General features: G+C 29.6%; 15 protein-coding genes. 1 reads left to right on the top strand and 14 read right to left on the bottom strand.

The annotated features are described in order from the left end of the window. Positions 1 to 20: 20 nt before the first annotated feature. From TR13x_RS04510 to TR13x_RS04550, 9 genes are all read right to left on the bottom strand, one after another. Positions 21 to 1,217 carry a M20 family metallopeptidase gene (locus TR13x_RS04510; RefSeq protein WP_242851723.1) on the bottom strand — a complete coding sequence of 399 codons (1,197 nt, stop codon included), beginning with the start codon at positions 1,215 to 1,217 and terminating at the stop codon, positions 21 to 23. A 13-nt stretch (positions 1,218 to 1,230) separates the two neighbouring features. Further along, entirely contained in the window at positions 1,231 to 2,643 is a 1,413-nt protein-coding gene (locus tag TR13x_RS04515; RefSeq protein WP_054870715.1) for a YfcC family protein, read from the bottom strand. Between the two features lie 193 nt (positions 2,644 to 2,836). After that, a complete protein-coding gene (locus TR13x_RS04520) occupies positions 2,837 to 3,592 on the bottom strand; it encodes an IclR family transcriptional regulator (protein WP_054870716.1) in 756 nt (251 codons plus the stop codon). A 216-nt stretch (positions 3,593 to 3,808) separates the two neighbouring features. Beyond that, positions 3,809 to 4,513, bottom strand: coding sequence for a hypothetical protein (locus TR13x_RS04525; protein ID WP_054870717.1), 705 nt, complete (start codon positions 4,511 to 4,513; stop codon positions 3,809 to 3,811). Between the two features lie 73 nt (positions 4,514 to 4,586). Then, positions 4,587 to 7,862, bottom strand: coding sequence for an S-layer homology domain-containing protein (locus TR13x_RS04530; RefSeq protein WP_054870718.1), 3,276 nt, complete (start codon positions 7,860 to 7,862; stop codon positions 4,587 to 4,589). Positions 7,863 to 7,957: 95 nt separating this feature from the next. Beyond that, positions 7,958 to 9,025, bottom strand: coding sequence for an S-layer homology domain-containing protein (locus TR13x_RS04535; protein WP_054870719.1), 1,068 nt, complete (start codon positions 9,023 to 9,025; stop codon positions 7,958 to 7,960). A gap of 22 nt (positions 9,026 to 9,047) precedes the next feature. After that, complete coding sequence (locus TR13x_RS04540; protein ID WP_152912113.1) at positions 9,048 to 9,875, bottom strand: tyrosine-protein phosphatase; 828 nt, start codon at positions 9,873 to 9,875, stop codon at positions 9,048 to 9,050. Further along, a complete protein-coding gene (locus TR13x_RS04545) occupies positions 9,829 to 10,575 on the bottom strand; it encodes a CpsD/CapB family tyrosine-protein kinase (protein WP_054870721.1) in 747 nt (248 codons plus the stop codon). The genes TR13x_RS04540 and TR13x_RS04545 overlap by 47 nt, the downstream gene beginning before the upstream one ends. Positions 10,576 to 10,621: 46 nt before the next feature. After that, positions 10,622 to 11,290: a YveK family protein gene (locus TR13x_RS04550; protein ID WP_054870722.1), complete on the bottom strand. Its 669-nt coding sequence runs from the start codon at positions 11,288 to 11,290 to the stop codon at positions 10,622 to 10,624. A 250-nt stretch (positions 11,291 to 11,540) separates the two neighbouring features. Between TR13x_RS04550 and TR13x_RS11145 the strand changes: the two genes are divergently transcribed. Further along, positions 11,541 to 11,711, top strand: coding sequence for a hypothetical protein (locus TR13x_RS11145; protein ID WP_161802930.1), 171 nt, complete (start codon positions 11,541 to 11,543; stop codon positions 11,709 to 11,711). Between the two features lie 69 nt (positions 11,712 to 11,780). Here TR13x_RS11145 and TR13x_RS04555 read toward each other — a convergent pair whose 3' ends face one another. The 5 genes from TR13x_RS04555 to TR13x_RS04580 all read right to left on the bottom strand — a co-directional run bounded on the left by TR13x_RS04555 (position 11,781) and on the right by TR13x_RS04580 (position 20,027). Further along, positions 11,781 to 13,670 carry a nucleoside-diphosphate sugar epimerase/dehydratase gene (locus tag TR13x_RS04555; protein WP_054870723.1) on the bottom strand — a complete coding sequence of 630 codons (1,890 nt, stop codon included), beginning with the start codon at positions 13,668 to 13,670 and terminating at the stop codon, positions 11,781 to 11,783. A 172-nt stretch (positions 13,671 to 13,842) separates the two neighbouring features. Continuing rightward, the gene (gene murJ, locus TR13x_RS04560; protein ID WP_054870724.1) at positions 13,843 to 15,360 is read right to left on the bottom strand and encodes a murein biosynthesis integral membrane protein MurJ; all 1,518 of its coding nucleotides are present in this window, start codon (positions 15,358 to 15,360) and stop codon (positions 13,843 to 13,845) included. 32 nt (positions 15,361 to 15,392) lie between these two features. Next, positions 15,393 to 16,691 (bottom strand): O-antigen polymerase, encoded by a 1,299-nt coding sequence (locus TR13x_RS04565; protein ID WP_054870725.1) that lies wholly within the window; start codon positions 16,689 to 16,691, stop codon positions 15,393 to 15,395. A 1,194-nt stretch (positions 16,692 to 17,885) separates the two neighbouring features. Next, on the bottom strand, positions 17,886 to 18,986 hold the full coding sequence (locus tag TR13x_RS04575; RefSeq protein ID WP_054870727.1) for a glycosyltransferase: 1,101 nt from the start codon (positions 18,984 to 18,986) through the stop codon (positions 17,886 to 17,888). Positions 18,987 to 19,013: 27 nt separating this feature from the next. Continuing rightward, the gene (locus TR13x_RS04580) at positions 19,014 to 20,027 is read right to left on the bottom strand and encodes a Gfo/Idh/MocA family protein (protein ID WP_082394789.1); all 1,014 of its coding nucleotides are present in this window, start codon (positions 20,025 to 20,027) and stop codon (positions 19,014 to 19,016) included. Between the last annotated feature and the right edge of the window lie 10 nt (positions 20,028 to 20,037).

Here is a 20,037-nt window from a genome sequence, read left to right on the forward strand (position 1 = left end):
GCAAAGTGCCCTGCCATAATTTAAATTCCACAAAACTTAAAAGCTATTTTTGAATACACGTCCACCATATTAATAAGGTCTTTTATTGGAACATGCTCATTTTTAGTATGTGAATAGGAAATATCTCCAGGACCACAAACTACCGTAGGTATTTTAGCATAATTTGAAAGTAGTGCCGCATCAGTCCATCCTCTTCTTCTAGTAATTTCTGGTTCTTTTCCTATTACCTCTTTTAAAGCTTCTTTAGTTGATATTACTATCTGTTCACTAGGATCTGTCATTAAATATAGATGATCAAGCGTTAACATATTATTGGGCATTCTAATTATTTCTGCATCAAAATCAGGGTCTTCTTTCTTAAGCTTATCTATTATTTCCTGATATTCACCGATAACTGATTCAACTGTTTCTCCCGGTATATATCTTCTATCTATCTTTATGGAGCACCAATCAGCTACTGTACTCGGCTGACTTCCTCCTTCTATTGCCCCAAAATTCATCACTGAAGGCCCCATAAATTCATTATATCTACTTTCTAATTTAGGATATAGTTCTTGTTCTATTTTGTTAATTAGTTTAGCTGCTTTAGAAATAGCATTAATACCTAAGTGAGGAACTCCCCCATGAGCTGCCCTGCCCTTTATCTTTATTTCTAACCATTCCAGCCCTCTATGACCAATTGCATACTCATAATTAGACGGCTCTCCAACTATAGCTCCATCAGCTTTAATGCCTGATTTTACAATATATTCTGTCCCTTCACTTTTTTCTTCTTCACCAATAACGCCTGTAAAAATAATATCTCCATCTAAAATAATCCCTGACCTTTTTATTGCTAACATGGTTATTAACATGCAAGCTATAGCACCTTTCATATCAACAGTTCCTCTACCCCAAATGCATTCATCTTTAATTTCAGCTGCAAATGGATCTATTGTCATATTATAAGGTGGCACAGTATCAGTATGACCATTAAACATTAGATTTTTTCCATATCCTATTCCTTTTAAGTATGCAATAACGTTTTTCCTTTCGCCATCAACTTGTTGAAGTTCAGCTTTTAAGCCATTTTCTATACAAAAATTATATATGTACTCTGCTACTTCTTTCTCTCTGTGCTCTACATCTTTATGACTTGGTATTCTAACAAGTTCTTGGGTAAGCTTTACTAACTCTCCTGTTTCGAAATATTTTTTTATGTCTATCAAGCCATTCACCTCTTTAGTTATTTTAGAAAGGTCCATAATTTATAGCATTCGCTATAATCAAGAATATAGCTCCTAAACCTAACCACATCAACATTAAAGGCCATAAGAATTTTACCCATTTTTCATATTTAATCTTAGCTATTGAAAGAACACCCATTAAAGCTGCTGATGTTGGAATAATTGAATTTGTAAATCCATCACCGAACTGATAAGCTGTAACTGCTACCTGTCTGTTTACTCCAATAACATCTGCTAATGGTGCCATTATTGGCATAGTAGCAGCAGCTTGTCCACTACCAGATGGAATAAAGAAGTTAATTATAACTTGCACTACATACATTCCTAAAACTGAAATCGATTTAGGTAAATTTTTAATAGCTAAAGCTAACCCATTAATTATAGAATCTATAATTAAACCATCTTCCATAACTATCAATATACCTCTAGCAATACCAACAACCAAAGCTCCAAATACGATTGATCTAGCCCCTTTTACAAATTCTTCGGCAATTTTACTTGGTCCTAATTTCCCTAAGAAACCTCCAACTATACCCATTGCTAAAAACATAGAGCCTATCTCTGTAATATACCATCCAGATTTGAATACTCCCCAAATTATAAATCCAAAACCTGCTACGACTGCTAAAAGTACTAAATAGTGATTTGATTCAAGCTTTGGTATGTTTGTTAAATCTATAACTTTATCTTTTTCCTCTAATTCTAATTCTCTAACTATACTCTTTGATGGATCTTTCTTAACCATATTTCCATATCTCATAACATACCATGCAGTAACTATAAGCATAAAGACTAAAATAATAAGCCTTAATCCTATACCTGAAAATAGTGGTAATTCAGCTATGCCTTGAGCAACTCCTACTGTAAATGGATTCATAAAACCTGAAGTAAATCCACAAGCTGCACCCAAAGTTATCATAGCTGTACCAGTAATAGCATCGAAACCTAGTGCTCTTGCTAAGGCTATCCCTATTGGAACAAAGACGATAGCCTCCTCAGCCATTCCAAATGTACCACCAGCTATAGAAAATAATACTAAGAAAATAGGAATAAGTAGCTTCTCTTTGCCTTTCAATGCTAATGCAATCTTACCTATACCGGCTTCAATAGCACCAGTTGCAGTAATTATCTGAAATGCCCCTCCTACTATAAAGATAAAAAATACTATACTAGCAGCATCTTTCATACCTTTAGGTACTGCTTTAAATAAATCAAATAATTTTGTCGGATTTTGTTCAACAACATGGAAAGATGCTGGATCTACAACTGTTCTTCCTGTATTTGGATCTTTTACTCTCTCAAATTGACCTGCTGGTATGATATATGTCAACACAGCCATTATAATAATAACGCTGAACAAAATTACATAAGTATGCGGGACTTTAAATTTCTTTTTCTCAATAACATTAACTGACATTCAAAACCCTCCTAAAGTTTTTTTCTTTTAGTTAACTGATTAACTTTAAATTGAAGATTTTGTTCTAAAAATGTTATAATATTTCAGTAGGTTTTTCACTATAGCAAATGGAAGATCTTCACCCCTTTTATGATCTTTCATTTGCTTTTTTCATCCTCCTTTCCAAGTAGTTATCATTATTAAGCACCTCCTTTCAAGGTAATAATTTGCTAATTTTTTGTGCCCCTTCTATAACTTTATTTTTAATAAATTCTAATTCTCCATCTCCTAAGTTGCTTTTTAAACATGCTGCTCCAACACATGCAATAACTTTTCCTTTAGAATTTCTAACAGGAGCTCCTATACCTATTGCCCCTAACAAACTCTCTTCATCACTAATTGCATAACCATTTTTACGAATCTTCTCGTATTCTTTTAGTAATTCTTCCGGATCAGTAATAGTATAAGGAGTTTTTTTATACAAGTCTGAACAATAAACTATTTCTCTTAATTCCTCAATTGGCTCATAAAAAGCCATAATAGTCTTTCCATAAACTCCGCAATGAATTGGATAATAACTTCCTGGTCTATAACCTATCTTTATAGGTTGATAATTTTCTATTTCATATATGTTGATTATCTTACCTCCAATAAGCATTGCATAGCCAACTGATTGTTTTGTTTCCATTGCAATATCATTAAGTATATATCTAATCTGTTCAGAATTGCTTTGATTGCTTAAATAAGCAATTCCTATATGATAACATTCAGGCCCTAAAGAATATTTTTTATTAAATGGATTTTGAAGCACTAACATTTGATTTTTTAAGGTATTTAAAATTCTATGAACTGTACTTCTGTTTATTTTTAATTCTTCACTTAACTCAAGTGCAGTCATTTCATAAGGCTCATGAGCTAAACGCTTAAGAATCATAAATGTTTTTTCTATTGATGTTATTTTACTATCCATAATAATCCGTCCTTTCTTCCAAGTCATGTGTTCACTATATGAACAACTGTTCATTATTTAAACTTTAATCTATTATTCTATAAATATTTAATAATCCCTCCTTAATTTTCTAAATTTTTTAAATATTTGGTTTGATTAAATATAATAAGGGTCAGGCTTGAAAAATTTCCTTTCTCAAATGGAAATATTTCAAGCCTAACCCCTTTTATTGTGACTTTAGTTTTTCACATATTTGTTGTATAACTCTTTTATTATCTTTATTTCTTCTTCTGTAAACCTAGAATAAGCTAGCTCTATGGCCTTCTTTTTCTCTTCTTCAGTTAATCCTCCGTTTAACATATCTTTTAATATCTTAATATCTGATGGAGATAATTTTGTTAAAATTAATTTTACTGCCTTAGCTTTATCTGCTAATGATACTGAATTTTCAACATTACTTATCTTATCCTCAGATATAGCTAAGTTCTGATCTGTTTCTTCATTAGCAACTTCTTTTTCTTTTAGACCTACATTTTCATTGCTCTCATCAATATCCTCTTTATTAGCTTCTTCTTTTATTTCAACTGTTTTATCTTTAACATCTTCCTTAACAACATTCTTATCTTTAGAGTTTGAATCTACACTTTTATTACTTTCTGCTTTACTTTCTTCTTCTCCTTTTATTTCCTTTTTATCTTCTTGTTTTACAACTTTATCCTCAGAATCATTATTTTCACTAGATTGTTCAGTAGATTTATCCACTATATCTTCTTGAGTATTATCATTTTTATCCACATTTTCTCCACTATTGTTATTAATTTGTTCACTTTTAGAAATATTATCTTTTACGTTTTGTATATCCTCAATCTTATAATTAAACGAATAATATGTAATTCCAGCAATTGCTATTACTATAGCTAATAAAGCCCAAACCTTCTTCATTTTATCCACTCCAGAACCTAAATTTCATTTAAATGGGACAAAGGTACCGTTCCTTTGCCCCATATATATTTTACTATCTATTATACAACCTATATATAGCAGTTGCTGCTTCTGCTCTAGTAGTCTTTCCATTAGGAACAAATGTATTATGTGTTACGCCAATCATAAGCTCTGCCTTAATAACTTTAGCAGCATAACCTCTTCCCCATTTTTGTATTTCATCATTATCTGCATAAGCTTTAAGAATAGCTTCTATATCATCTTCTGTCAACTCTACATCTTTAACTGCTCTACTCAATAAAGCTGCCATTTCTAATCTAGTAATCTCTTGATTTGGTTTAAATGTTCCATCTTCATATCCTTCTACTAACCCAGCTGCTTTTGCTGTTGCTATATAATCTGCATACCATGCATCACTTGTTACATCACTAAATCCATCAGTATATTTTACTAAATCTAATTCAAGTGCCTTTACAACAATTTTAGCAAATTCCGCTCTTGTAATCTTTTTCTCAGGCATAAATGTTCCATCTGGATATCCATCAACTACATGCTTAGCCGCCATTGATTCAACATAGTATTTTGACCAGTGCTTAACTGTATCTGCAAATTGTTTATTAGATTCAATAACAGCATACTTACTGAAATGATTTGTTTTCATAATTAATTTACCATCTTTAATTTTACCACCAATAAATTCAAGCTCATTTGTTTCTTCATTTAAGTAATATATTCCTAACTTGTCTTTATCGCCTAGCCCATCAACATTTATTTTTATTACAATATAGTTATTAAATTTAGTTAAAGATTTAACTTCTTTTTCAGTATTTACTTCTAATGAGAAGTCTAGCACTTTCGCAATATTTCCTTCTTTTTGAGCGGTTTCCTTTATAGTCTTAACTTCATCTTCACTTAACTCTTTAGATTTTATTTCTACAACTGCATCTTCAGGTATATCTTTACTATCTAACATATCAGCAGGAATATTATATTCAATATCATCAGATTTTATAATCAAATCAACATTATTTTCTAATAACTTAGTTATTGCTTGACTTGGCAATGATACACTTAAGTTTAGATCTTCTGTATTAGCTAATTCTAGAACTAACTGTGCTTTTCTTTCATCTTCTGATTCTTTAACTGCATTTACTATATCTTCTATTGCTGAAACAATAGTTTCTTCTTTTACTGATACTTTTGTCATACCATCTTTAACTTCTACAGTTGTACTTTCTTCACCTACTGTTCCTGTTACAGGTTCTTCTGGGTCTTCTGGTACATTAACCTCAACTAAAGTTTCTTCAGATTTATCAGTATCATCACTAGATGAATCCTTAGGTTTTGTTGTACCACTACTTGGTGGATTACTGCTAACTGCAGCTTTTACTAATATTGGTTCTGTATCCATTGTAACTCCATTGTACGTAATAGAATATACAACGCTTTGGTCTACACTAGTAGGTTCAGGCAATGGAATGTTTATTATTCTAAGAGTTTTAATAAAATCAAACCAAACTGAAGTACCACCATTCCAAGCAAAAGATGTATCTAATACTCCATTTATAGTTCTTGTTATATCTACCGATGTTGCTGTTGGTTCTTCTGATGGTATACCTGTAAAGACAATCTCTATTGCATTGTAATCATTCTGAGTAACACTTTCTACACTTATTCCTGAAGCTGTATCTTTGTAAGTTACGCTATATTTTGCACCTTCTACAGAATCAATTCCATAGATTGATAATTTTCTATTTGCTGCATCCCAACTGGACATTCCACCATTCCAAGCAAAAGATGTATCTAATACTCCATTTATTGTTCTTGTAACATCTACTGATAATGCTGTTGGTCGTTCTGATGGTACATCTGACAATATAATCTCTAAGTCAGTCAAATTCTTATATGATACTGATTCTAAAGATACTGAAGAACCTTGGTCAGAAACTGGCTGTGAATATACAGGTTCTGAACCTTTATAAGATACACCATAAACTACAGTTTGACCTTCTACAGCGTTTTCTACATAAGGTATACGATAAATAGTTAAAGTTTTTGTACCGGCATTAAAACTAGACATTCCGCCATTCCATTCAAAACTAGTATCTACAACACCATCTACAACTCTTGTTAAATCTACTGATAATGCAGTCGGTACTTCTGATGGTACATCTGAAAAAATAATATCTAAGTTAGTATAGTTAATTTGAGTAAGATTTTCAATAGTTATACCAGACTCTGTATCTTTATAAGTAACGCTGTACTCTGCACCAGGAACTAACTCTAACTCATTTATAGTCAATGTTCTTGTATTCTCATCCCAACTAGACATTCCACCATTCCACTGAAAATCTGTATCTAGTACTCCATTTATTGTTCTTGTAACATCTACTGATAATGCTGTTGGTCGTTCTGATGGTACATCTGACAATACAATCTCTAAGTCAGTTAGATGTCTATGATATACAGCTTCAATACTTATAGATTCTTGGTTATCTATATAGTTTATTCCTAAAGCTTGTATTAAATTTACCATATCATCAACAGATAAGCTAGTAGTATCAATAACTTCTTGCACAGCTTGGTTTAGAACTGGGATACAATCGTTAATTGCATCTACATAGCTAAAACTTTGTGTGCTCAATCTTGGAACTACATCGTTTAAAAATTCATTTTCTATATTTATAAGGTCTTGATCAAGCTTATTAGTATCGCTTGTCAAACTAAATACTAAATTACCTTGGCTGTCTTTTTCTGCATTAATATTAGATAAAATCTTACCTATAACTTCAAGTGCAAATTCAGTCTTTCTATTGCTATCTAATAATACTTCATTGTTCCATTTAGTAATAACATTACTCATTTCAGTAGTAACAGTTTCTCTTAGAGCTGCTATATAGTCTAATACATCTTTATCATTTACTGGATCTAAATCTTGCCCTTGCTTTAATCTAGTGAATAGCTTTAAAAATATGTCTTCATCATTTGAATTAACATCTGACCAATCTCTTAATATGTTTATAAGCTTATCAACATTTGCCTTGTCTATTTCATAATTATCTTTCAAAAAGTTTTTAAAAGCTATATTGTTTTCATTTGAATTTAGAACATTTGTTATATCATTAATAAGCCCACTTAAAAATCCTGTTCCTTGTAAAGTACGTATAGAATCAACTAATATTAGTGAATCTACATCTGTATTTTGCAAACTTTGTCCTATTATACTGTCTCTAATTGTTTCATAAAGAATAATGTTTGGATCAGTTCCCTGTGCATTTACTACTGTCATCGGCATAAACATACCAATAACAAGTGAAAAAACGAGTAAAAATGAGATATGCTTCTTCATAGTTACCCCCCTTAGTTGTTTTTTTGATATTATATTATTTAAGATAAAATGTACCCTCTTTAAAAACCCCCTTTCGATTGAAATCTATTAAAAATTTAATTATTTAAAATATCATATAATTTCTTAATTAATTTAGCTGCTTCAGCTCTAGTTGTATAGTCTCTAGGCGCTAAAATACTATTTGTCCTTCCAGAAATAAGTCCATATCTTAATGCCTTTGCCATAGTTTCAACTGCCCATGGTGAAATTTCATTTTTATCAGTATATAAGCCCAAGTCTCTATTTACAGTTTCTAGTTTTGAAAGTAGTTTTTCTTTTTCTAAAATCCTTATAATAATTGCAACAACTTGCTCTCTTGAAATATTTTGATTAGGTGAAAATATATTTTCACTAATGCCATTTATTATTCCGTTTTGATAAGCAGCTTTAACACTCTCATAATACCAATCGTCTATATTGACATCATCAAAATTAAACTCTTCACTAAGTGGCTTTAAATCAAATAATCTTACAATTAAAGATATAAACTCTGCTCTAGAAATATAACCTTGAGGGTCAAATATTTCCTCAGATTTACCTTTTATAATTTCTCTCTGAGCTAAAAATACAATATCATCTTTAGCCCAGTTATTATCAATATCTGTAAATTTAACTTCGACCAATACTTCATTATCTGATTCATTAGTTGATAACTCTTCCTCTTTTTCTATATTAGATGCATCTGAATTTATATTTTTATCTTCTTTAACCTTTACAGCTTCATATTTTAAAATAAGTGCTTCTAACTCAGTAATATTGCCATCTTTTATATACTGTACTAATTTCTTTTTGTCGTCTAAGCTCCATTTTTTAAGTCTATCTAACTCTCTTTTTAGATCATCAACTGTATATCCATATTGCTCTAACACCTTTTTTTGTTCTTCAGTTATAAGTATGTCAATAACATTTTTTAAATCCTCAATACCTTGGTCACCGTCATAAATATACTCTTCTAAAATTAGAGCTCCAAATTCCCTTTTTGCTTCACTCATCTTTGCAAGCTTATTAAAAAATAATTGTAGTGCATTTGTATCTAGTTCACTTTCAGCATAAATAATTGCATTACTGTTAAATATTGTGATTAAAAGTAAAAAAAATAAAAAGAAAGATATAATCCTTTTCATAAAACCCTTCCCCCTTCAAACATTACCTTCCAACAATTGCTTCTAAAATTGATCTAATCTTTCCCTTACGAACATAGCGTTTAGGTTCGTTAATATTTATCTCTTCATCATTTAATATTGCCAACGGATTTTTATTTATTATCTCATCTACCTTATGATAGCCTACTATTTTAGACATTACTTCTATTCCCTGTGTTATATTTAATGCTCTACTTTTATGTGAATGTGAATCTGTCCCCATAAAATGAATCATTTCATGCTTTAACAAAATTTCTGCAGTCTTTTTTACTGATTCCCCATAATATCCAATTAAACTAGTAAGATTAAGCTGCGCTAGTGCTCCTAACTTAATAAACTCATACAATATATTAGGATCTTCCATAATCTTTGTATTTCTTTCAGGATGAGCAATAATTGGAACTATTCCTTTTAATCTAAGTTCATATATTATATCTTCTGTATAAATAGGCATATTAAACATAGGTAGTTCTACAAGTAAATATCTTGAATTATTTAATGTAGAAACTTCACCTTCTTCAAGAAGCTTTACTATATCAGGGGTAATAAATACTTCATTACCCAGAAGTACCTTTACCCCTATGTTTTCTACCTTTAATGCTTCATTTAATCTATCTAACACTTTTTTATTATGCTCTGTATTTTTATACCCTTCGCCTTCTATGTAGTGTGGTGTAGCAAAAATTGTTTTTACTCCATTAGCTTCTGCTATCCTAGCCATTTCTACTGCTTCTTCAATATGCTTAGCTCCATCATCAACACTAGGCAATATATGACTATGAATATCATGCATTTGCTTCAGCCTTCTTTCTTCTCCTTCCTTTTTCTTCATTATTTTCATCGTTAAAATAATCATAATAATAGCTGTAATAATGATATTTATAATACTTTCCATCTCCAATAGGAACTTTTGTCAATACTACGCCTAAAATATTTGCTTTTACCTTCTGTAATAATGCCTTGGCATTCTTAGCACCTTCTATAATAGACTGACCAGCTGCACAAACTAAAATAACCCCATCTGTAATTGTAGATAATACAGCTGCATCTGTTACCATACCAACAGGTGGTGAATCTATAAGTACTATATCGTAATCTGCTTCAACCTTTTCTAAAAATGCCTTCATCTTCTTAGTACCTAAAAGTTCAGAAGGATTTGGCGGAATAGGTCCTGAAGTCAATACATCTAATTGTAATCCAATACCTATAGAATGTAATATTTCCTTATAATCTATATTTTCTGATAAGATTGTTGTCAGCCCTTTACTATTTGAAATTCCAAAGTTTTTATGTATTCTAGGCTTTCTAAGGTCACAATCTATAAGTAAAACTCGTTTATCATTTTGAGCCATAGTTACAGCTAAATTAACTATAGTTGTACTCTTACCCTCGCCTGGTCCTGGACTAGTTATAAGTATACTTTTTAATTCCTTATCTACATTTGAAAACTGAATATTTGTTCTCAATGTCCTAAACGCTTCTGCCACTGGAGATTTAGGATTTTCTTGAGTTACAAGTCTTATTTGGTCCACAAAATAACCTCCTTTAACCTCTTGTAAGTTCCATTGCCTTTTGTTTTTACTTAGAAATATCGGGTATTATACCTATAACAGGCAAGTCTAAATATCTTTCTACATCCTCTGGAGTCTTTATTGTATTATCAAGATATTCAATAAAGAAAATTATAAAAATACTTATCATAATGCCTAAAACTCCAGCAATAGCCATATTCAGCTTAGGCTTAGGTTTTACTGGATTTATAGGAACTTCTGCTCTATCTATAACTTGAACATTTTCTATCTTCATTATTTTAACTACATGTTTCATAAAAACATTAGAAAGCTCATTAGCAATTTTAGCTGCAAGCTCAGGGTCTTTATCAGTAACCTCTATTTTAATAATTTCTGTATCTCTGACTAAAGTAACATTGATTTTTTTTCTTAGTTCTTCAGGTGCTAAGTTTAACTTAAGATTTTTTATAACTTCCTTAGATACGACTCTACTCTTTGCTATTTCACCATATGTAGTTACTAATTTTTGATTTAAAAGTACATCAGAATATTGTATTGTATCTTCACTATTTTTAGGTTTGCCAACCATAAGAGTAGCAAAAGTCTGATACTCAGGCTCTAATACAAAATAACTTATAATTCCACTAGTAACGACAGATAAAATTGTTATGAGTGCGATTAACCACGCTCTTTTCCATAAAATAAAAAAATACTCCCTTAATTCAATTTCTTCCATGACTGATACCTCCTATTGTAGAACTTACTTTTACTTATTGTACAAGCACACACGAATATTATACTATACAAACATTGGTAATTCAACACTAATATAGGAAATATGGGTATTATATTTATTTAAGGTAAATTTTTGTCTAACTTTGTCGACGCTTGTCACATAATTAACATGAAAAATTTTCTAAAGGGACTATTTTACTATTTATAACTTTTACAAATTATGCTATTATATGAATAAAGGGGGGCGTATTATGTCGAATTTAGTTTCAGCTATGGCAAAATTAATGAAAAGAAAAAAAAGAAATGGATATTATGAAGCAAGTGAAATATTAACTGTAAAGGAAAGAAACAGCTTGATAATAGCTTCTATAACATTACTAATACCAGTTTTAATAAGTGGATTACTTTTAATAATAAACTAAACAAAACCCTAGTAAATACCAGAGTTTTGTTTAGTTATTTTTATTTTATTAAACTTTATTTTTTATAAATTACTTTGAATGACCAACTGCTATTTCAAATGCAACTTCATTGTTGTTAATATCATCTATGTAACTATCTCTTCTATATGTAGGAACTAATTCAGTTAAATATTCTTTTAACTCTTCGTTACTGTAAGTATTTAATGTTTTTCTTAAATTCTCAAGTTTTTTCATCAATAACTTATAATCATTAAATATAGGCTTACCAATAAATATTTTCTCATGTCTTGTGGATGTTATTCCTTCTTCATCTAATAGCAACTCTTCATATAACTTTTCACCTGGTCTTAAACCTATAAACTCTATAGGTATATCTACATCTGGTTCAAAACCTGATAATTTTATTAAATCTCTTGCTAAATCTACAATTTTAACTGGTTCACCCATATCCAATACAAATATTTCTCCACCTTGTGCCATAGCACCTGCTTGGATAACAAGTTGTGCTGCCTCTGGAATAGTCATAAAATATCTTATAATCTCTGGATGAGTTACAGTAACAGGGCCGCCTTCCGCGATTTGTTTTTTAAATAAAGGTATAACACTACCATTACTACCTAATACGTTTCCAAATCTTACTGCCACAAACTCAGTTTTACTAACCTTGTCTATAGATTGAACTATCATTTCACATATTCTCTTTGTTGCTCCCATTACATTCGTAGGATTAACAGCTTTATCAGTAGAAATCAAAACAAATTTCTTAACTCCATACTTGTCCGCTGCTTGAGCAACATTTAGTGTGCCAAAAACATTGTTCTTAACAGCTTCTTTTGGATTATCCTCCATCAATGGCACATGTTTATGAGCTGCAGCATGGAATACAACATCTGGTCTAAACTTATCCATAACCTCTTCTATCCTTTCTTTTTCTCGAATAGAAGCGATAACTACCTTTAAGTTTAAATCCTTATATTTCCTTTTTAATTCATTTTGTAAATCGTAAGCATTATTCTCATATATATCTAGAATAATAAGTTCACTAGGTTTAAACTTAGCTATCTGTCTACACAGTTCTGAACCAATAGAACCTCCACCACCAGTAACTAATACTTTTTTATTTCTCAAATAGCCACTTATCTCTTCAATATTTAATTTGACTTGTTCTCTACCTAATAAATCTTCTATTTGAACATCTCTTATATCATTTATAGTAACTTTACCATCAATAAGTTCAAACATTCCAGGAAGTATCTTAAGTTTACATTTCGTTCTTTTACATTCTTCAACAATCTCTCTAATATCCTTTTTACTAGCAGATGGAATAGCAATTATTATTTCATCAATCTTTTTCTTTCTAGCTACACTCACTATATCCCATCTTTGGCCTAAAACTGGAACACCATTTATTCTTTGCCCTTCTTTTTTTTCATCATCATCGATTACAGCAACTGGTTTACTGTTTAAATCTTTATGATTCTTTAACTCTTTTATAACCATTGCTCCAGCATCGCCTGCACCAATAATCATAACCCTTTTTTCATTACTACTTATTTTAAAATCTCTATTCTTTACCCTTCTTAATGCTCTATAACTAAAACGAACTCCACCAATTAACATCATATCAATCATAGTTACAAGTATATATATGCTTCTTGGTAAATGAGCCTGTTTTATGAATAGATAACTTAATATTGCAGCGTTAGCTACTACTGTTGCTACTACTATTTGAACAAGTTCTTCTATACTAGCATACTTCCATAGATTTTTATAAAGTTTAAAGTAGTAAAACACAATTATTTTAATAGTAGTTATAGCCAAAATATTATCTAAATACTTATGAAAGTGTTCAGGTGGTAAAACTCCATCAAACCTTAAGTAGAAAGCCAGATAAAAAGCTAAATTAATTAAAAACATGTCTATTGTAATTAAATATATGGTTCTTAATTTTTTTTGCATAGCTAAGACCCCTTTATAATTTGGTTTTTTAAAAAACCTAATCTTTAAACTCTTTAGCCACTTTATTTATGAATAAGGACTTTTTCTTACAAACCCTAGCACTTCATACATTCCATAATTGACATATTCCATTACTATATGATTAAATTGTTTCTTTATATTTAAGTATTTGCTACACTTTTTTCAATTTCTTTTTTAGCGTACTCACCATTGTATCAACTTCTTCTATCTTCATAAAATAAATGATAATAAAATGTATTACTGCTCCAATACCTATTGAAATGATTAAAGATAAATTAGCATTTATACTATTAAGTAAAATATTATAAGAAACTTTAGCTATTACCCCCATAACTAATGAAGCACATAGGATTTTTATGAAAGAAATAATTATGCTCTTCATGCCAAATGAACCTATTTTCTTTCTTAGGCTTATAAATAGTAATACTGTACAAAATATAGCTGATATACTAGTAGCAAATGCTAGACCACCTATGCCTAAAAATTTGGATAAAATAATATTTAAAATAATGTTCATAACCATAGCTATAGCTGCATTAATCATAGGTGTTTTAGTATCTTGCATAGCATAAAAAGCCCTTGATAAAACTTCCCTTAAACCAAAACTAACCATGCCTATGGAATAAAAGAATAAAGCATAGGAAGTCATAGATATAGCATTTGCATCGAAAGCCCCTCTTCCAAATAGTAATCTAACTATAGGCTCTGCAAATATCATCGCTCCTACTGTAGCTGGTAGGACTAATAAGTTAATAGAACTTATAGCTTCTGATAGAGTTTTTTTAAGTCCAATCATATTGTTTTCTACTGCCATTTTTGAAATCATAGGGTACATTACAGTTGCGATAGATATAACAAATATACCTTGAACAAATCCATTAAGTCTATTGGCATAATTAAGGGCTGAAATTCCTCCTATAGCTATTTGGGAAGCCAAGGTTCTATCTACTAAAATATTTATCTGATTTACTGATACTCCAATTATTACAGGAAGAGCTATATACGCCATATCTTTTATATGTTCATCTTTAATATTTAAGATAAATTCGTATTTATATCCTTTTTTATATGCAGATGGTAATACTAAAATTAATTGAGACGCAATAGCTATTACACTACCTATTGATAATACTAAAATATTTGTTTTAGAACTAATAAATATTGATAATATTATAATAAAATTGAGAGGGAAACCTACCAATGCTGGTATGGTGTAATTCCCTTTTATTTGAAGAAACCCTTTAAAAATATATACAACCCCTGTGAAATATATGCCTAGCAAACTTATTTTCGTAAATTTAACTGCTAGAACTAAAGTATCTCCTTCAAATCCCGAAGCAAATAATTTCACTATTTGATTTGTAAATAAAAATCCTAAAATAACTATGAAAGTACACATAACAATTAATACATTTACCAAATTGTTAGTGTATATGTTAGCTTCTACTATTCCACTACTATTTTCTATTTTGCTGTACATGGGAATATAACCTGTAGCTATACCTGTCCCTATAAAGGAAAATATAACCATAGGTATGGTTATAGATATTAAATAGGCATCACTAATATTAGATGCACCATAAAAATATGATAACGTAATATCCCTAGCAAATCCAAATATTTTTGAAAATATAGTTAATATCATTAAAATTATTGCTGTTTTCTTCATTTAGTTTACCTCTTTAATATCTTGCTTTATTATCATTTGCGTCCATTATTATTCAAGCTTTTTATTCTATCATTCTCATGATTTGTATATAGATATAGTAACAATAGTAATAATAATAATCCACCTGTTAGCAATGTAGTTAATAAAGCGGAATCGTTTAATGCTAATATAGAAAAGAGAGACAACCCAATCACTAATTCTTTCTTAATATTCTTACTAAAAGAATTTATTAAAATTAGAATCATTGAAAATAGTATAGAAAAAACAAACATACCTAATATACCCATATTTGCATAAGCATCTGCTAAATATCCTGTGTTAGCATTGTTTTCAATATTACCAAAATACATATATCCTATCATGTTAGCCGTTTTAATTGCATAAGGTGAACTTGTCCCAATTATTTTTCCTATAACGCCCTCAGAAAAATGCAATAATTCATTTTTTGAAAAAAAATCAAAGTAGAAAAACTTTAATTGAGAAGGTACAAATAATAATCTCCTAATTATTAATGATGGAAACATTATATGGCCAAATAATTTATATGTCATAAATGCAAGTAATACTCCTATTGGTGCTAACAAAGATATCTTACTTAAAAAATAATCTCTCTCTAAAATTTTGATAACTATTATTATAGCTAATGGTATAAACAAAAATGCTTTAAGAGCAGTTATCAAGTAAATTAATAATTGCAAAACAACTGAAATAGCTAATAGCTTTTTATTTTTGTTGATATAAGAAATAGTTATTAAAAAGGGATTTATAATTTTAGCTTGCCATGAAACTAAGTATTCCATTAAAAATGGATATTTAACTATTGATCTTACTTCATAAACTCTACTTAAATTTAAGGCTTTTAGTGTAGGAATCCCATTTGCCTTAATCATAGAAATATATACAAACACAGAAATTATAGCAATAACCCAGTATAATATAATATATGAGTTTTTGATTTTTCTTAGTTTTATACTTGGAATGATTCTTAATATTTGACACTCTAAAATAAAGCAAATACAACTTAGTGTTAAAAATATATTAGATTCATTAGCAAAAGAATATGTTGTAAACATTGGCATAATCATAATAATAAAGTGTAATTGTAAAAAAATAGATGAGGGCTTTGTATTATCTTTTGGCAAAACTGTAAAAATTGATACAAACCATAAAAAACTAATAATATATTTATATATATTAAAATCTAAAACAAATCCCATATAATGATATAACTTATTAACAAATTTAACATACACAAAATCTAATATTAGCTTATATATTAATAATAAAATAAATATGTTAAAATTTTTATTTTTAATTTTAATAATATTCATAACATCTCCTCATTAACCCATTTTTTTACTGTAGATTAATAGTCCTCGTCCCTAACTGGATCTTAAAAACTCAAATATAATTTCTATATCCATCTTAGAAAATATCTGGTGTTAGTATAGTTTTATAGATATAAATCAGTTAATTCAATAAAGTAATAACTGAAAGGATATATCCATAAGAAAAACAAAAGAGTTTGAATCAATATTTTAAAGATACTATAGTCATTTTTTTCATTCTGGTAGTTATATTAAAGAATTAATCACCGAATATTGTATTTCTGTGGATACCATCTATAAACGAATTAAGAAGTTTTCACCTATATCGTTGTTGAATGGTAAAGCGACTAATTTAATTGATATAGAAGCATTACAAAAACAAATAGCATGTTAACAAGAGAAAAATGAAGTTCTAAAAAAACTATAACAATATTCTCAAAACACGAACTTCCTCCTATCATTGAACAACTATCTTAAGTTTTCTTAAAATTACATAGTTCTTCAAGCTTTCCCTTAAGGTTTTATTTATTCGCTGGTCTGCCCTTGACATTGAGCCTCCACATCCACGATTTTCTAGCTCAAAGGGTAGGCCAAATCATTTTAGAGTATGCCCCTTTTTAGCTATTATGGATGTCCCCAATAACAAGGGGGCGTTTCCCCAGACCTTCATTACAGGGTTATCTTTACTTTTACATCTGCCTTCTTCAAGTATTCGTAATATTCCATTGGTGCATGTATTTTGTTCCGGAATGAATCCATTTCGTATTGTAGTTTTTTTACAAAGGCATGAACTTCTTTGTGAAGAACATACCATAAGTACCATGTTAAGGTAATAGAAACACCTTACAACTCTTATTATAATACTTTATCTCATACCTATACTAAACGCAAACTAGAAAAAAATATTAAAGAAAGTTATTTATTAAATTTATACTAAATCTAGGTACAATACACTAAAGATTTCACCATATTCTTTCTGAAAAAGAACATACAGTGAGCTTACAAAAGTGCAAAGAATGATGCAAAAGCTTAACATGCATGCTATTACAATCAAAAAGTATAAACCTTTGTCTTATATGCCATTTTACCCATATCTCTGTATTATAATTATATTTTTTCCATTGTAATTAATAGTCCTATCCGTTCAAAATACTATTAAGATAAAACTTTTTATAAGTTTCTTAATATTCAGTTCTCTTATCTAAATATTTCATCTAAATTTTTTACCACCTTTTCCCAAATATAATGAAATTGTATCTTTTCTATATTCCTCATTTTTTCATTAAGTAAATGTCTATTGTTATTAATATAACTTATTAATTCTCTAATCTCTTCAACATTACTACCATCAACTACAAATCCTATATCATTTTCTTTTAAAAATTCTTCAAGCACTGAACCTCTGCTAACAATAATAGGTGTTTTGGTTATTATTGCCTCGAAAAACTTTACGGGATATGATACTTTCCAATTATTAATTTTTATATCATATACAACATATAGTATATCTGCTTGACTATACAATTTCACACTTTGTGAAAAATGATACAATCCAGTTATATTGGCATTATTATAATTACTTTCTATTTCTTTTAATTTGCTATATGCACCTCCTGTTCCATGTATAGCTACTTCTACCCCTTCTATATTATTGCATGCATCCATTAAATTTTTTAATTCATTATATTGCCTTACAGCACCTATGTAAGCTATTCTTAATTTATCTGATTGTGCTTTCGTACACCCAATATAATTTTGTGACTCTGGATAGTTTGGCAAATAAATTAATTTATTCCTATTTTCTTGTTTCATAGTAGTCATTTGAATTTTATTCACATAGATTATAAAATGTGATTTATCTTGCAATAAATTAACAAGTCTTCTTATTATAAATTTTATTTTTTGCTTTCGACTTTGTCCTTCATAAAATTCATGCATATCAAATATTAGTTTACAATTTTTATGCATACAAAAATATCCAGCTATTACTCCATCTAAATCATGGCAGTGCAGATAATTATATTCTTTATCCTTTAAATAGTTTTTACATTCTTTTATAAACTTTATATATGGTATAATTTGTTTATACCCCGTTCCATATTTTGCATAAGGAAAAAACCTTTTAATTTTTATTCCTTCAATTTCTTCTATTTCTCTATTTTTATATTCATTCTCTCTATCCCAACATAATATTTCAACATCAAAGCCTTTGGAAACTAGATATTTTGCCTCTTTATATACCCTTACATCTGGATGAAAACTATTAGTAAGAATCATTTTAATTTTCTTCATGTCCATTTCACAACTTTCTTATAGTCTTTTATTTTAATACTTATACGCCTTCAAAACAATCTCCATTGCCTTTCTACCTTCTTCTCCACTTATCAGCGGTTCTCTATTATTATTTATTGCATCTATAAAGTCTTTATAAAGTGGAGTATGTCCTTTTCCATAGACACTATCTATCTCTGTACTATCATCTTCTTTATCATAATCTCTCTGATCTTCAAATATCCAAGTTTTTATTTCGTTAACTGCCAAACCACCTATAACTACTGTTCCTTTTTCTCCAAATATACTTAAAGTTTCTTCTAAGTTCTTTGGATATACACAGGCACTTCCTTCTACTATCCCAATAGAGCCATTTTTAAATCGTATAAGTATTGCACCAAAGTCTTCCATTTCTATGTTTCTTAAAAATGTTCCTCTTTCTGCATACACTCTTTCTACTTCTGAACCCATCATCCATTGAAGAAGATCAATATTATGTATACATTGGTTCATTAGAGTTCCACCGTCTAGTGCCTTAGTCCCTCTCCATGGTGCTTGTTTGTAATAATCATCATTTCTATTCCAAAGTATTCTAGCTGTTCCGTTTACAATTTTACCAAATCTTCCTTCTTCTATAGCTCTCCTTAATTTTTGTATTGGTGGATTGAATCTGTTTTGATGACACACTCCAAGCTTTAGATTTTTCTTTTTAGCTAATTTAATCATTTCATCTGCATCAGCAGAAGATAAAGCCATAGGTTTTTCTACCAAAACATGTTTGCCTGCATTTAAACAATCTATAGCATGTTTTGCATGATAACCACTTTCTGTTGCTATAGCAACTACATCAATATTTTCTTTTTCTAACATTTTTATATAATCTGTATAAACCTTTACATTTGCATTCTTTATTACGTTTTCATATTGTTTTTTTCTTTCAATCGCCTTTTCTTCAACTATATCGCATAACGCTACAAGTTCTGCATCATCCTTATTATTTATCAAAGCTTCAACATGTTTATAAGATATTCTTCCACACCCAATAATCGTAAATTTAAGTTTTGACATTTGCTCCACC

Origin of the sequence: Caloranaerobacter sp. TR13, from assembly GCF_001316435.1 — a bacterium.
GTDB lineage: Bacteria > Bacillota > Clostridia > Tissierellales > Thermohalobacteraceae > Caloranaerobacter.